Genomic DNA, 16,247 nt, shown 5'->3' with positions numbered 1-16,247 from the left:
CTGCGGAATCCTTCAATGCTAAAATAAAACACTTCAGAACGATGTATAGAGGTGTTAGAGATAAAGCTTTTTTCTTATTTAGATTAACGCAACTTTTTGCGTAGTCCCCAACTTTTGCACTTGATCCAAAAAAAGACAATTTGGATTATATTTGAAAATCACCTTAATCATATACAAAAAAAATCCCCCTGAAAATCAGAGGGATTTTTTGTTGGCCTACTAGGACTCGAACCTAGAACGACTGAACCAAAATCAGATGTGTTACCATTACACCATAGGCCATTAACCTTGCAAATCAAAGCGTGATTACTTCTGTATTGCGATTGCAAATCTAGCACATTTATACAAAATACCAAAACTATTTACATCCTTTTTTAAAGCCAAAACATAACTGATTCATTATCAAACAGAATATTTAAAATTTTAACATTTATTTATGTTTTAAGGCCAAAACAAAGGACTTGAGTAAGGTATAAAAAAAAATCCCCCTGAAAATCAGAGGGATTTTTTGTTGGCCTACTAGGACTCGAACCTAGAACGACTGAACCAAAATCAGATGTGTTACCATTACACCATAGGCCATTAACCTTGCAAATCAAAGCGTGATTACTTCTGTATTGCGGTGCAAAAGTACACCTATTTTTCAAACCTGCAAACTTTTTACTAAAAAAAATTAATTATTTTTATTTTTATCGTTTCACTCAAAAAAAATCTTTTCTTTGTAAGTACAATATTTTTAAATATCAAGCAGTAACAAATATGTTGACATTCAATTACAAAAAGTGGAATATAATCGGTGGATGGCTTTGCTTTCTAATTGCTCTAGTAACCTACAGTCTTACAGTAGAGCCTACAGTTAGTTTTTGGGATCCAGGAGAATATATAGCTACTTCAGCAAAATTACAAGTAGGCCACCCTCCAGGGGCACCTTTTTACCAAATGCTAGGAGCATTTTTCGCTATGTTTGCTTCTTCACCTGAAAAAGTTGCATTGATGGTGAATATGGTTGCTGTAGTTTCAAGCGCATTTACCATTTTATTTATGTTTTGGATTTCTTCTAATATCTTAAAAAAGATAATGGAAAAAACCTCAACTATTACAAATTCTAACGCGATTGTTGTTTTAGGGAGCTCTACTATTGGTGCTTTAGCATTTACTTTTTCAGATAGCTTTTGGTTCAACGCTGTAGAGTCTGAAGTATATGCTTCTGCAATGTTTTTAATATCCCTACTTTTATATTTAGGTCTTAGATGGGTAGATGATATAGATAATCCTAGAGGAGACAAATGGGTACTACTTATTGCTCTTGTAGCAGGGTGTTCTTTTGGTATTCACTTAATGGGCTTATTAGCAATTCCATCTATCGTATTGTTATATTACTTTAGAACTCATTCTAAAATTACAATCAAAAACTTCATTATAGCCAATATAACAGCTGTAGTAATATTATTCTTCCTATTTGCCTTCTTATTCCCTTATACCTTAGCTTTATTTGGTAAAATGGAGATTTTCATGGTAAATAGTATGGGAATGCCATTTAATAGTGGAACTATCTTCGCCTTTTTACTAATCATAGCTTTCTTTGTATTTGGTTTAAAATACACTACTAAAAAGAACTATATAAGACTAAACACTGCAATTCTAGCATTATTATTTGTTTGTGTAGGATTAACATCTTGGATTATGCTGCCAATTAGAGCTAATGCCAATGTTGTAATTAATGAAAACACTCCATCTGATGCTGCAGAATTACTGGCATATTACCAAAGAGAGCAATACGGAAGTGAAAGTATTTATTATGACTCTTATTTTACCAAAGCATACGTTGGTCTAGATAGAAATGATCCCTTTAAGGATGAAAAACCAAACTATGAAAGGGATTATGATACTGGGAAATATGTAATTGTAAATGAATGGAAAAATGCAGGTTATAACTTCAATAAAGAACACAAAGGTTTTCTACCTCGTTTATGGAGTACAGATGCTAGCCATCGTTTAAATTATATGAGATATACACGTCCTTTAGATTTTAAAGTAAAGGCGGAATATGCAGGTACCCCAGAATTAGAACAACTAGTTAGGGATATCAAAGAACAAATGGCCTCCAATCAAATTGGTATCGAGGAATTAGATCAAGTATTTCAAAGTGAATACAGTCAGTACCTTGACATTGGTGTACCTACTTTCATGGACAATATGTCTTTTATGGTAGATTACCAATTCGGTTATATGTTTTGGCGCTATTTGATGTGGAACTTCGTTGGTAGGCAAGACGACATCCAAGGTCAAGGAGACTTAGCCCATGGAAACTGGCTAAGTGGTATTACCTTTTTAGATGAGATAAGATTAGGCTCACAAAGCAACCTTCCTCAAACTGTTTTAGATAATAAAGGTAGAAATACCTATTATTTCTTACCATTCATTTTAGGATTAATTGGATTTATTTTCCATTTCAGAAAGGACAAAAGAACTTTTTGGGTTCTATTAGTTTTATTTCTATTTACAAGTTTAGCTCTAAAGATCTTCTTAAATGAACGTCCATTTGAGCCAAGAGAAAGAGATTATGCCGTTGTACCAGCATTTTTTGTATTTGCAATTTGGCTTGGATTTGGTGTGTATGCTATTTATGAAGGGCTTTCTAAATTTTTAAGCCCAAAAATATCGGCTCCGTTAGTATTGACAACTTGTCTTTTAGCTGCACCTATTTTAATGGCTCAACAAAACTGGGACGATCACGATAGATCTAACAGATATACTGCCTTAGCCAATGCTAAAGCTTATCTAGATTCTTGTGAACCTAATGCTATTTTATTTACCATTGGTGATAATGACACTTTCCCATTGTGGTATCTACAAGAGATTGAAGGATATAGAACAGACGTACGTGTAGTTTGTACAAGCTTACTTCCACTAGATTGGTATATCGATCAAATGAAAGCTAAAACGTATGAGTCTGAGCCTCTTCCAATAAAATTCACTCATGATCAATATGTTGGTAACAAAAGAGATTATATAGTTATTCAACCTATTACAGACAAAAGTTTAAATGTGAACTTATTTTTAGACTTTATCCGTTCTGAAGACAAAAGATTAAAAACAAAAACCCAAGCAGGTACTACTTCTTATATAGCTCCAACTAATAAAATAACCATACCAGTTGACAAGGATATCATTGCTAAAAACAATATCGTTTCTCCTTATTTGATGGATCAAGTTGTAGACAGTATAAATGTTGTGATAAACGATTCTGGTTTATATAAACACCGCTTAATGATGCTAGATATCATTGCAAATAACAATTGGGAACGTCCTGTTTATTTCTCAGGTGGTAGTTATAATGACGATGATTATCTATGGATGAAAGATTATCTACAACTTAACGGTTTAACTTATCAATTAGTTCCTATAAAATCACCTAACCCTTCTTCGCATCCAATTGATATGGGAAGTATTGACAGTGATAGAATGTATAATGTCGTGTCAAAGTGGGATTGGGGGAATATGGGCTCTGATGCTATATACCATGACCCGCAAACAAGAAAAAACTCTAATTACTATAGAATTAACTTAGCCCGATTAATGGAACAATTAATCCAAGAGGGCAAATTAGAGAAAGCCAATCATATTATTGATATAGCAATGGAGAATATGCCATTAAAATATTTTGATGAGCACCGCTTCACTCAATCTTTTGTAGAAGGTTACTATCAGGTTAACCAACCAGAGAAAGCCAGAGAGTTAGTTAAGCAGACCATTGATATGATGCAAGGAAAGATTAATTACTATAAATCCCTTCCAGTAGAAGAACTATACTATTATGCTCAAAATCTAAAAGAAGAATTGGAATTATACGGCATGTTAATGCAGATTGTGGTAGAATACGACAAAGAAGAAAGTCAACCACTTACCGAGCAGTATATGACAACTATTATGGAAATTAAAAGTTTAAACGATTTATTACAATAAAACACTTATAAAATGCGATACAATATTGTTATCGCATTTTGTTTTATTTTTGTAAATTAGAGATTCATATATATATAATGATAGAGAATAAAAATCAAGCAAGAACTACATTAGACCAACTTGGAGAGTTTGGACTAATTGAACATTTAACTAATAACTTTACTTTAGAACAACCTACTTCCATTAGAGGAATTGGAGATGATGCAGCTGTGTTAGATTTTTCGGAACAAAAAACATTAGTATCAACGGATCTATTAATTGAGGGAGTTCACTTTGATTTAGCTTATGTGCCTTTAAAGCACCTAGGTTATAAGGCTGTTGTTGTTAACTTATCGGATATCTGTGCTATGAATGCCACACCTACACAGATAACGGTGTCTATAGCAGTTTCTAATCGCTTCCCTTTAGAAGCCTTAGAAGAACTTTACCAAGGTATAGCTCTTGCTTGTAAACACTATAAAGTTGACTTAATTGGAGGAGATACTACTTCTTCACAAAAAGGTTTAATTATAAGTGTTACAGCTATTGGTCAGGCTAACGAAGAGGATATTGTGTATAGAAGTACAGCAAGTGAAACTGATCTTCTAGTTGTTACAGGAGATATAGGTTCTGCATATATGGGATTACAAGTGTTAGAAAGAGAAAAACAAGTGTTTTTAGTTAATCCTAATAGCCAACCTGACTTAGAAACATATGATTATATCATTGAAAGACAACTTAAGCCGGAGGCTCGTGTAGATATTAAACAATTACTTAAAGACCTAGATGTTAAACCAACATCTATGATTGACATAAGCGATGGACTTTCTTCAGAAATAATCCACCTTTGTAAAGCATCTGATCTTGGGTGTAATTTATATGAAGACAAATTACCACTAGACCCACAATTTATTGCTACATGTGAAGAATTTAATATTGATTCTACTACACTCGCTATAAATGGTGGAGAAGACTATGAGTTATTATTTACCATACCTATGAAAGATTTTGAAAAAGTAAAAGGTAACCCTAATCTAAGTATTATCGGCCATATGGTAGCTCCTAGTGAAGGTATTCACTTAATTACAAGAGCAAATACAAAAATACCACTAAAAGCTAGAGGATGGAATCCTCTAGATGATTCTAGTGAACAATAAGAACACAAAGGTAGCTTTTAAAAAGGCTACCTTTTTTTTCCTAAAAAAAAATCCAATTTCTCCATCTTTTCTAGGCTTTACTACAGCCTAATTCCTTTTGCACTTAACAAGCAAGCTTTCACCGGTATTAGCTATAGCTTAATACAATAGTTACTCCTGTAAATTGTATAGCTATTAAAAAAACACCTACTCCAAGGACTTTTACCCCTTTATACTAGCATAATTAGAATATAACACAAAAGTATTTTTTTATATTTTTAACATATAATTATAAATCTTTATGTGATTACTATAATTTTTAACCAAATAAATGCTTTTAACTGAAAAAACATCAACATACTATGTAAATAGCAATCAATTATTTATATTTACGGATACCAAAAAACTATAAAAATAAAATGATTAAAAAGTATCAACTCAAAGTAAATGATGATGCTGTATTTCTAAGTAAGGATTTAGAAGATTCTTGTATAAATACTGCAAAAACACCAACTGGGGATGTTCATGTTATCAAAGATAATAGAACATACCAAGCAAGAATTATTTCCAAGGATTTCAACAATAAAAACTATCAAGTTGTTGTTAATAATAATGTTTATAACATAAATATTCAAACCCAACTCGATGAGCTAATTCACCAATTAGGTTTTTCATTAAATCTAGCCAAACAAGTCAATTCTATTAAATCTCCAATGCCTGGACTAATTCTAGAAGTCAATGTAGAAGTAGGCCAACTAGTAAACCAAGGAGATAACCTTCTAATTCTAGAAGCCATGAAGATGGAAAACAACCTCACTTCCCCTAGAGATGGAGTCATTAAGAGCATCCATGTAAAAAAAGGAGAATCGGTAGAAAAAGGGTTAATATTAATTGAATTTGAATAACTAAAAATGAAAAAAATACTAGTTGCCAATCGTGGTGAAATTGCTGTTCGTGTTATTTCAACAGCCAAAAAAATGGGTATTGAAACGGTAGCCGTATTCTCAGAGGCGGACCGCTTAGCTCCACATGTGAAACTTGCAGACCAAGCTATATGCATAGGTCCTGCCCCATCAAGTGAATCTTATTTATTAGGAGATAAAATCATACAAATAGCAAAGGAATTAGAAGTAGACGCTATACATCCTGGCTATGGTTTCTTAAGTGAGAACTCACAATTTGCCTTAGCATGTAAGCAAAATGGTATCACTTTTATTGGGCCAGATTCTTTCGCTATTGATATTATGGGAAGTAAACTTGCTGCCAAAGAAACCGTTAAGAAATATGATATCCCTATGATCCCTGGGCTAGATCAAGCCATTGAGGATGTTGAGCACGCAAAAAAAATAGCACAAGAAATTGGCTTCCCTATATTAATTAAAGCTTCCGCTGGTGGAGGTGGTAAAGGGATGAGAGTCGTTGAAAATTTAGAAGAACTAGAAGGACAAATGCAACGAGCCATTTCTGAGGCTACTAATGCCTTTGGTGATGGATCGGTATTTATTGAAAAATATATAGGTTCACCACGACATATTGAAATTCAAATTCTTGCAGATACTCATGGTAATATTGTGCATTTATTCGAAAGAGAATGTAGTATTCAAAGAAGACACCAAAAAGTAGTAGAAGAAGCTCCTTCTTGTGTATTGAGCGATGAGCTAAGACAAGCTATGGGAGAAGCAGCAGTAAAGGTTGCCGCATCTTGTAATTATGTAGGTGCCGGAACAGTAGAATTTCTATTAGATGAAAATTTAAATTTCTATTTCTTAGAAATGAATACACGTCTTCAAGTAGAGCATCCTATTACAGAATTAATAACAGGATTAGACCTTGTAGAAATTCAAATAAAGATTGCAAGAGGAGAAGCATTGCCATTTAAGCAAGAAGACCTACATATTAAAGGCCATGCCATAGAACTAAGAATCTATGCAGAGGATCCATTAAATGACTTTTTACCAAGTGTTGGTTTCTTACACCAATATATTTTACCTAAAGGAGAGGGAATTAGAGTAGATAATGGAATTGAACAAAATATGGAAGTTCCTATCTATTATGATCCAATGCTTGCAAAATTAATTACTTACGGAAAGACAAGGCAGGAAGCTATACAATTGATGCTTCAGGCAATAGATGCATACAAAGTGAAAGGTATTTCTACCACTTTACCTTTTGGAAAATTTGTTATGCAACACCCAAGCTTTTTGAGTGGAAAATTTGATACTAATTTCGTTAAAAACTACTACAGTCCGGAATTAATCAAAATGCAATACAAAGAAGAACAAGAGATTGCAGCCTATATTGCATTAAAGCAATATTTAGAAGACCAAAATCAATTACGCTTACCTAATTAATTATCATGAATACTCAAATAGAAAAACTAAAAGACCTTCAAGATCAAGCTAAGCTAGGAGGAGGTCAAAAAAGAATAGATACACAGCATAAAAAAGGAAAACTAACAGCAAGAGAAAGAATCCAATACCTAATGGATGAAGGTTCTTTTGAAGAAATTGGAATGCTAGTAACCCATAGAACAACCGATTTTGGAATGGATAAAGAAATCTATCCAGGAGACGGGGTTATAACTGGATATGGTACAATCAATGGAAGATTAGTATATATTTTCGCTCAGGATTTTACTGTATTTGGAGGAGCTTTATCAGAAACGCATGCAGAAAAAATCTGTAAAGTAATGGATATGGCAGTGAAAATGGGCGCTCCAATGATAGGCTTAAATGACTCCGGTGGGGCAAGAATTCAAGAAGGAGTAAGATCTTTAGGAGGTTACGCAGATATCTTTTACCGCAACGTACAATCTTCAGGAGTAATTCCACAAATTTCTGCAATTATGGGACCATGTGCTGGAGGTGCAGTTTATTCACCTGCCATGACAGACTTTACAATGATGGTGGAAGGCTCTAGTTATATGTTTGTAACTGGTCCTAGTGTAGTAAAAACAGTAACCAATGAAGAGGTTACTTCAGAGGAGCTAGGAGGTGCAAGTACACACTCAACTAAATCAGGTGTTGCACATACTACTGCACCAAATGATATTGCTTGTTTAGAAGACATTAAAAAGCTTTTAAGCTACTTGCCTCAAAACAATAAGGAAAAACCACAAGACCTAGCTGTAGAACTTGGACAAGAATACAGAGAAGAACTAGCGGATATAGTGCCAACTAATGCAAACAAACCATATGATATGAAACATGTAATTGACCATATCATAGACCAAGATTCCTTTTTTGAAATTCATAAAGACTATGCAGAAAACATTGTAGTAGGTTTTGCTAGATTAGGTGGTAAAAGTATCGGTATTGTTGCTAACAATCCAATGTTTTTAGCAGGTTGTTTGGATGTAAAAAGCTCTATAAAAGCAGCAAGATTTACACGCTTTTGTGATGCATTTAATATTCCATTATTAGTACTAGTGGATGTACCGGGATTTTTACCAGGAACAGATCAAGAGTGGAATGGTATTATTGTACATGGAGCTAAACTACTTTATGCTTTAAGTGAGGCATCCGTACCTAAAGTAACGTTAATTACTAGAAAAGCCTACGGAGGTGCGTATGATGTAATGAACTCTAAGCATATTGGGGCAGACATGAATTTTGCTTGGCCAAATGCAGAAATTGCTGTTATGGGAGCTAAAGGTGCTAGTGAAATCATATTCAAAAAAGAAATTTCTCAAGCAGATAACCCAGAGGCTAAATTAGCAGAAAAAGAGGCAGAATATGCTGATAAGTTTGCAAACCCTTACCGAGCTGCCCAAAGAGGTTTTATCGATGAGGTTATCCTACCACAGGAAACAAGAAGAAAACTATTAAAAGCTTTCTCTATGTTAGAGAATAAAGAAATTGCTATACCAAACAGAAAGCATGGCAATATTCCATTATAAAAAAAGTAAAAACACAGAAAAAAAAGGGCTGTCTCACAATTGAAGACAGCCTTTTTTTTGTTTAATAAATAACGTGATTTACTTAGTATAATTTAATTATCTAATCTGAAATGTAAATTATACCAAATAAATTACTTCTGAATGACAGCGACGTAACCTTTATGATATAGCCGCATTTTTTTCTATCCTACCTCTTTAAACCAAGCTATAAAATCCTCCTTTTTAAATCCCCTATTAGAGATTTTAAAGCCTACAGCAAGGAATAATAATCTACAAAACAGACTATACATCCAATTTATCACTGCTTTTTGACCTATTTACAAGTGAATAAATAGATTTAGCACAGATAAAAAAAACTTTATTATATACTTATCAACAACGTTGATAAGCCCTCGTAACACGATATATTTACTTAATTAGCAGCGACAAAACTATATTAACTCATTGTAAATCATGTTTTAAAAGACAAAGAAAGTAACACCCTGTTTTGCTTAACCATCCATATTGGAGATAAAATCCTAAAAGTTATCCACAATCCATAGCTCATTTATCTTTAAATCTTACGAATAATGTAATTTTATAAGAAAACATTTGTCTATTTTTATACTTTTAATAATCAGTTCGCGACAACTACAAATAAAATATAAATCCACCAATTATGAACAGACGTGATCTCTTAAAGTTAACAGGGACCTTATTTGCAGGTTCTATCTTGACACAAGGTTATGCAGCAAGTAAAGTTTTAGAAACTTTTACTGATTTACCTTTACAATCTAACGACCCATTATATTTACATTACAACGAAAATGCGTTAGGATTATCTCCAAAAGCTAAACAGGCTATTTTAGATACCCTTTCATTATCTAATCGTTACCCAGATCCATATTTAGAAGAATTACAGCAAACCATTGCAAATTACTACCAAGTTAAATCTACAGAAGTTACTTTAGGTGTAGGTTCTTCGGATCTTATACGAGCAGTAATTAATAAGTTAGTAATAGATGCTTCAAATAAAAAGCAAAAAATTCAATTAATTACTCCTGATCCAACGTTTGCTTTGGCAGAAGACCATGCAAAAGGATTAGGTATAAAAGTAGTTAGAGTACCTTTAGACAAAGAGTATAAGATGGATATTGCTCAGATGAAAAAACATGCTGATAACTTTAATGGTTATTCTATTGTTTACTTCTGTAATCCAAATAACCCTACAGGTACACTTACTTCAAGTCAAACTATGGCTGATTGGGTAGAAAATGCTAAGCAAAAAAATAACTTCTTTATTTTTGATGAAGCATATGCAGAATATATCAATGATCCAACTTTTGAAAGCGGCTTAAAGTTTGTAAAAGAAGATTATGACAATGTTATTGTTCTTCGTACTTTTTCTAAATTATTTGCAATGGCTGGTATGCGCGTAGGATACGGTATAGCAACAGAAAAATTTACTCAAGAGCTTATCACATATATGACAATCTTAAATATTAGTTTAGCCTCAGCAGTAGCAGCTACAGCTTCTATAAAAGATGCAGAGTTTATTGAAAAAAGCTTAGGAAGTAATGCAAAAGCAAAACAAATCACTTTAGCTACTTTAAATGAGTTAGATATTGAATATTTACCTTCACATACCAACTTTATTTTCCATAAAATACAAGGTGATCCAGCAGTATTTAACCAAAGAATGAAAGAAGCAGGTATCATTGTTGGCCGTCCTTTCCCACCTTATAAGCAATGGTGTAGAATTACTTTTGGAACACCAGAACAAATGACACAATACACTACTGTATTAAAAGAATTTAGAGAAAAAGGCTGGATTTAATCCTTTGCATCTAAAATATAAATAAAATAAAGCCTATTGAAGTCCTTTTCAGTAGGCTTTATTTTTCCTAAGCACCCAAAATAGAGGCAAATACAACGTTTTTGGCTTAAAAAAGGTCCATTCAGGAAAACTTCACTCTAACAAATAACAAAATGAGCTCAAGACATTTTTAATCTTAAACTCTTTTACTATTTTTGCATTATGGCAAAACAAGATGATATTTTTAAAAACGTAATTTCGCACGCTAAAGAGTATGGATATATTTTTCCATCAAGCGAAATTTATGATGGTTTAAGCGCAGTATATGACTACGCTCAAAACGGTGTAGAGTTAAAAAGAAATATTCGCGAGTACTGGTGGAAATCCATGGTACAAATGCACGAAAATATTGTAGGAATTGATGCCTCAATTTTTATGCATCCTACCACATGGAAGGCTTCTGGACACGTAGATGCATTTAACGACCCTTTAATTGATAATAAAGACAGTAAAAAAAGATATAGAGCAGACGTTCTTATTGAAGATTACTGTGAAAAATTATATCAAAAAGCACAAAAAGAAATTGAAAAAGCTAAAAAACGCTTTGGAGATTCTTTTGATCAAGAACAATTTATTCAGACTAACCCAAGAGTAGTAGAGTACTTAGCTAAGAAAAAACAAATCTTAGAAAGAATGGCTGCTGGACTAGATTCAGGAGACTTAGCTGATGTAAAAGCTTTAATTGAAGAACTAGAGATTGCAGATCCAGAAACTGGTTCTAAAAACTGGACGGAAGTACGTCAGTTTAACTTAATGTTTGGTACTAAATTAGGAGCTTCACAAGACACTGCTATGGATTTATATTTACGTCCAGAAACAGCACAAGGTATATTTGTTAACTTCCTAAACGTTCAAAAAACAGGACGTATGAAGATTCCTTTTGGAATTGCTCAAACAGGAAAGGCTTTCCGTAACGAAATTGTTGCTAGACAATTTATTTTCAGAATGCGCGAATTTGAACAAATGGAAATGCAATATTTCGTTAAACCAGGAACAGAGATGCAGTATTACGAATTCTGGAAAGAATCTCGTTATAAATGGCATTTATCACTAGGTATGGGGGCAGAAAACTACCGTTTCCATGATCATGAAAAATTAGCACATTATGCTAATGCAGCAACCGATATTGAGTTTAACTTCCCATTTGGTTTCAAAGAATTAGAAGGAATTCACTCAAGAACAGATTTTGATTTAAAAGCACACGAAGAGTTTTCAGGAAAGAAATTACAGTTCTTTGACACTGAAACAAATACTTCTTATGTTCCTTATGTAGTAGAGACTTCAGTAGGTTTAGACCGTATGTTCTTATCTATCTTCTCTAAGTCTTTAGTGGAAGAAACATTAGAGGATGGTTCAACTAGAACGGTATTAAGATTACCATCGGTTTTAGCACCAACTAAAGCTGCTATCTTACCTCTTGTTAAAAAAGATGGATTACCAGAAATAGCTCGTAATATAATTGATGAGTTAAAATGGGATTTCACTGTTGCTTACGATGAGAAAGATGCAGTTGGCAGAAGATACCGTAGACAAGATGCATTAGGAACACCTTTCTGTATTACTGTGGATCACCAAACAATAGAAGACAATACTGTAACTATTCGTCACCGTGACACAATGAAACAAGATCGTGTTGATATCAAGGATCTAAAAGATATCATTGAAAATGAAGTTTCAATGAAAAATTGGTTAAAGAAAATGCAATAGCATTCCCTCACCACAAAAGGGGGCTGTCTCACAATTGAAGACATCCCCTTTTTTATTTAATAAATATCGTATTTCACTAAGTATAATTTAATTAGTAATTTAAAATATAAATTATACCTAAAAAATAACTCCTAAATAACAGCGAAGTAAACTTTACGAGATAGGCTTTTTTTATTTTAGATAGCATCTACTATATTACTGATTTACTAGAGTATATAAAGCAAAGGTGCCTAGCCAATGGCTTCCCATATAATCATCCCCACTTATATTACCAAAAGCACTTTGAAAAGACTTTTGCCCAAGAATAGTCAAATTAGGAGCTATACTTGGAACCTTTTTTGCAATTACAAATAAAGCATTTGCTCGACTGAAATTAAGTCCATCTAAATGAACAAGATGCCCATCTGTTCTGTCGCTAACCTTAGCAACCTCTATGGTAAATTCTGGTGTAAAAATACCTGGTAAAAATTGTTTAAGCCATACAGGATACTCCTCTGAAGATAGGACTTCACTCATTAACTTAGCTTCTTGTAGACAAGGAGATAAAAAATCATGTCCACTTGGCTCGTAAGCCAAATTACAGTCTACATCTTTACTATACAACCTTTTTGCTGTATATAATAATACTTGCTCAAAATCTTTTAAGTCCATCTGTTTTGCATATTCCAAAGCTAAAGAAAGACCAAAGGCAGTATTATCATGGGTACCAGTTCGAATAGGATAATTTACTTTAGGTAAATATTCTATATATTTTTCTACAAATAAATCAGCTAGTGGTTTTAAGGTAGCGCTCCATCTTTGTGCATCCTTATCTTCCCACTTTGCTAAACTTTGATGTAGTTGTAAAAACCACCCCCAGCCATAAGTACGCTCAAAATTCTTATTATAAGGTTGTTGAAAAAAAGCCATTTCTACCTGTAAATTTTCAGGAGTAATGATCTCATTTAGCCTTTGACGTATACTACCATCTTGGTCAATTTCTGGAAATTGCTGTAATAAAGTAACAATGGACCAAAACCCATGAACAGAGGAATGCCAATCAAAACAACCGTAAAAAATAGGGCGCAGCTGCTTTGGCGACTTTAAGTCAGCATCACTATCTAATACTTGACCTAGTTTATTTGGATATTCTAATTCGATACATCCTAAAGGTAACTCTAAAATTTTATTGGCTTGCTCTATACTAAGTTCTAAAGAAGCAATATTCTCTGAAGCTAATGTATTGGTAATGGGTTGGCTAGTTTTATTCTGACAGCCGAAAAAAGCAATAGTCCCCAAAAAGACTACATATACAATTTTCTCATTTAAAATAGGTTTAGTGAATAGATGCTAAAAATACATAAATACTCTTATACTAAATATCTATGAATAAACTTAACTCAATAATTGTAACAAAAACGCTATCTGCTGTCAAAAAAAGACACTATAAACCCCTTGCTGTGTAGGATTATATACCTAATTTTAGGGAGGAAAACACATTAATAAAAATTGGCTTAATCAACTATTGTTAATACCTTAGCCCTACAAAAATAACAACCCTAAAAAACAATGAAAACAAAATTTATTTTACCGCTTCTTTGCTTAGGAGCTGCTTTAAGTCTAAACTCTTGTAGTAACGAGGACAACTTTAACATCGATGGCGACTTTAAATTAGTCCCTGATGATGTACCAACTCCATTAATACAGCCAGATGGATTTTATTTTATAAATGAAGATTGGTTCGGGCATGATTATGGCTCAATAAACCAAATTGATAGAAATTTTGGAACCATATATAACTTAGAACTATCTCATATATTTCCTGACTTACCTGAAGAAACAGAAGCATCTGACGGTACAGTAGACATACATAGATTAGGAGTAACATCAACTGTTGCAGGCGCATACAACAACTACTACTTTATCGTATCCAAACAAAAAAACAGATTAATTGTAACGGACAAAGATTTTAAGCTTGTTAAAAAGATCACCGATATTGGTGGAGATGGTCGTAGTTTTGTTGGAGTAAATGAGAATAAAGTATACTTATCAACTTCTAGTGGAATTAGCATTTTAGATATTAGCGATAAACATAATATACATATCACTAGCCAAATAGCTGAATTAAGTGGCCAAACTGGGAATATGGTATATATGAACAATAAAGTATTTGCTGTTGTACAAGGAAAAGGATTATTTGTTATTGATACTACAACGGATATCGTTATAGAACAGTTAACTGGTAATTACACCCAAGTTGTTTTAGATAGACATGGTCAAGTTTGGGCGGCAATGGGTAATACAATTCAAAAAATAAATCCTTATGATATTGAGGATAAACAAGATTTTGATATATCAGCAGCTCCAATTAACGCTACATGGTTTGCTTGGAACCCAGGTTCACTAAGTAGTAGTATGCAAACTGATCACTTATACTGGACCAAAGCAAAAACAGTAATAAAGTTTGATACACAAAATGGTACTTTTGAAGAAATTCATGACCTAGGAAGTGATAAAAATGGTAAAACACTATCTTTTTATGCTTCAGGACTTAGAGTAGATCCGGTAACCGATAATCTAATTTTGGATTTATTTTTAGGATTTGGTACAGATGCTAGCTATAACTACGTTAGAATCTTAGACAATAAAGGAATTTCTCTACGTCCAGATATCTTCTTGAAAGACGGAGATAAAAAGGCTAATATAAACCCAGAAAATGGATACTATTGGTTCCCTTCTATGGCATTCTTCCAAGATAATAATGCCCCTGAAATTTTAACTAACCAATTAATATTAAAGCCAGAAACAGAGTATGAAATAGATCTAGAAAAAATTATTTCTGATCCTGACACTCCTGTTGCTTTAGCAACAGTAGCTATAAAAAGTTTCCCTAGCGATTTAGGTACAATATATGCAGAACAAGGTAAACTATTTATCACAACTGCTCTAATACAAGGAAGGACATCTTTTACAATCAAAGTGAATTCAAATGGAAAAGTAGCAGAAAAAGAGATTGAACTTTGGATTAAGTAATTTTACTTAATTCTTTATATATCAGGCAACGAGTTTTTTAATTTTTAAAAGACTCGTTGTTTTTTTTTGCGCCAATCTGATTTACCAAAAACTATTTCTAAATTAGCAGTACCAACAAAAACAGAGTTATTATGAAAAAATTGAGTTTACTCCTTTATATATTATTAAGTGTCCTATTTTTAAATTGCTCTTCAAAAACATTAAACAAAGATGCTGCATATCAGGCTATAGAAACCTACCTAGAGGAAAAACCTTTATACGAATCTACAGGTTTTGTTGTGGGAAAAACAAGATTAAAGGTATCTAAAGATAAAGAGCTAATCACAACTTATGAAGATCTTGAAAAACAAGGCTACATAAGCTTCTCCAATCAGGACTCAAGAAAAAAATGGCTCGGAAAAGATACCATTTGGACTGCAACAATCGCCCTTACACCAAAGGCCAATCCCTACATAGTTAAATTGAGAAACAATCGTATTTTGGTAAAAACCTTGGTTTATAAGTTAACCCCAGATAGTAATTTACAAATCATAGATAAAAACAAAAGATCTGCTCAGGTTTCCACACTACTTTTTAAAGAACAAACTCCCTTTTCTGTTTTTAAAGTAGATAAGACCCCACATAATACTTATATAAGTAAAAATTTTAAGTTGAAATTTACCAAAGATCAAACCTGGGAGGTAGTACCTTAAAC

10 protein-coding genes, 2 tRNA genes and 1 pseudogene are annotated in these 16,247 nt (G+C 33.1%); 10 read left to right on the top strand and 3 right to left on the bottom strand.

Going from position 1 to position 16,247, the window contains the following annotated elements:
* A pseudogene (locus ACYSNX_RS07905) lies at nucleotides 1-104 on the top strand (ISAon1 family transposase); the annotation flags it as partial.
* A gap of 107 nt (nucleotides 105-211) precedes the next feature.
* Here ACYSNX_RS07905 and ACYSNX_RS07900 read toward each other — a convergent pair.
* Nucleotides 212-282 (bottom strand) — tRNA-Gln (locus ACYSNX_RS07900).
* Between the two features lie 229 nt (nucleotides 283-511).
* Nucleotides 512-582 (bottom strand) — tRNA-Gln (locus ACYSNX_RS07895).
* A 177-nt stretch (nucleotides 583-759) separates the two neighbouring features.
* Here ACYSNX_RS07895 and ACYSNX_RS07890 point away from each other — a divergent pair.
* The 7 genes from ACYSNX_RS07890 (at nucleotide 760) to ACYSNX_RS07860 (ending at nucleotide 12,541) form a co-directional block, all read left to right on the top strand.
* Nucleotides 760-3,966 carry a glycosyltransferase family 117 protein gene (locus ACYSNX_RS07890; RefSeq protein WP_461754137.1) on the top strand — a complete coding sequence of 1,069 codons (3,207 nt, stop codon included), beginning with the start codon at nucleotides 760-762 and terminating at the stop codon, nucleotides 3,964-3,966.
* Nucleotides 3,967-4,043: 77 nt separating this feature from the next.
* The gene (gene thiL, locus ACYSNX_RS07885) at nucleotides 4,044-5,102 is read left to right on the top strand and encodes a thiamine-phosphate kinase (protein ID WP_461754136.1); all 1,059 of its coding nucleotides are present in this window, start codon (nucleotides 4,044-4,046) and stop codon (nucleotides 5,100-5,102) included.
* Nucleotides 5,103-5,500: 398 nt separating this feature from the next.
* The gene (locus tag ACYSNX_RS07880) at nucleotides 5,501-5,986 is read left to right on the top strand and encodes an acyl-CoA carboxylase biotin carboxyl carrier protein subunit (RefSeq protein ID WP_461754135.1); all 486 of its coding nucleotides are present in this window, start codon (nucleotides 5,501-5,503) and stop codon (nucleotides 5,984-5,986) included.
* A gap of 6 nt (nucleotides 5,987-5,992) precedes the next feature.
* Nucleotides 5,993-7,432, top strand: a complete 1,440-nt coding sequence (gene accC / locus ACYSNX_RS07875) for an acetyl-CoA carboxylase biotin carboxylase subunit (RefSeq protein WP_461754134.1) — start codon at nucleotides 5,993-5,995, stop codon at nucleotides 7,430-7,432.
* 5 nt (nucleotides 7,433-7,437) lie between these two features.
* Nucleotides 7,438-8,979: an acyl-CoA carboxylase subunit beta gene (locus tag ACYSNX_RS07870; protein ID WP_461754133.1), complete on the top strand. Its 1,542-nt coding sequence runs from the start codon at nucleotides 7,438-7,440 to the stop codon at nucleotides 8,977-8,979.
* A gap of 658 nt (nucleotides 8,980-9,637) precedes the next feature.
* Complete coding sequence (locus ACYSNX_RS07865) at nucleotides 9,638-10,795, top strand: pyridoxal phosphate-dependent aminotransferase (RefSeq protein ID WP_461754132.1); 1,158 nt, start codon at nucleotides 9,638-9,640, stop codon at nucleotides 10,793-10,795.
* Between the two features lie 201 nt (nucleotides 10,796-10,996).
* Nucleotides 10,997-12,541: a glycine--tRNA ligase gene (locus ACYSNX_RS07860; RefSeq protein WP_461754131.1), complete on the top strand. Its 1,545-nt coding sequence runs from the start codon at nucleotides 10,997-10,999 to the stop codon at nucleotides 12,539-12,541.
* Between the two features lie 195 nt (nucleotides 12,542-12,736).
* Here the strand turns inward: ACYSNX_RS07860 and ACYSNX_RS07855 are convergent, their stop codons facing one another.
* A complete protein-coding gene (locus ACYSNX_RS07855; RefSeq protein WP_461754130.1) occupies nucleotides 12,737-13,819 on the bottom strand; it encodes a DUF2891 domain-containing protein in 1,083 nt (360 codons plus the stop codon).
* Nucleotides 13,820-14,089: 270 nt separating this feature from the next.
* On the opposite strand from ACYSNX_RS07855, the gene ACYSNX_RS07850 reads away from it, so the two are divergent.
* The gene (locus ACYSNX_RS07850; protein ID WP_461754129.1) at nucleotides 14,090-15,553 is read left to right on the top strand and encodes a DUF5074 domain-containing protein; all 1,464 of its coding nucleotides are present in this window, start codon (nucleotides 14,090-14,092) and stop codon (nucleotides 15,551-15,553) included.
* Between the two features lie 131 nt (nucleotides 15,554-15,684).
* The gene (locus tag ACYSNX_RS07845) at nucleotides 15,685-16,245 is read left to right on the top strand and encodes a hypothetical protein (protein ID WP_461754128.1); all 561 of its coding nucleotides are present in this window, start codon (nucleotides 15,685-15,687) and stop codon (nucleotides 16,243-16,245) included.
* Nucleotides 16,246-16,247: the final 2 nt, after the last annotated feature.

It is taken from the genome of Myroides sp. LJL115 (genome assembly GCF_054871665.1).
The sequence above is the reverse complement of the archived record's forward strand: the minus strand, read 5'-3'. Positions and strand labels throughout refer to the sequence as shown.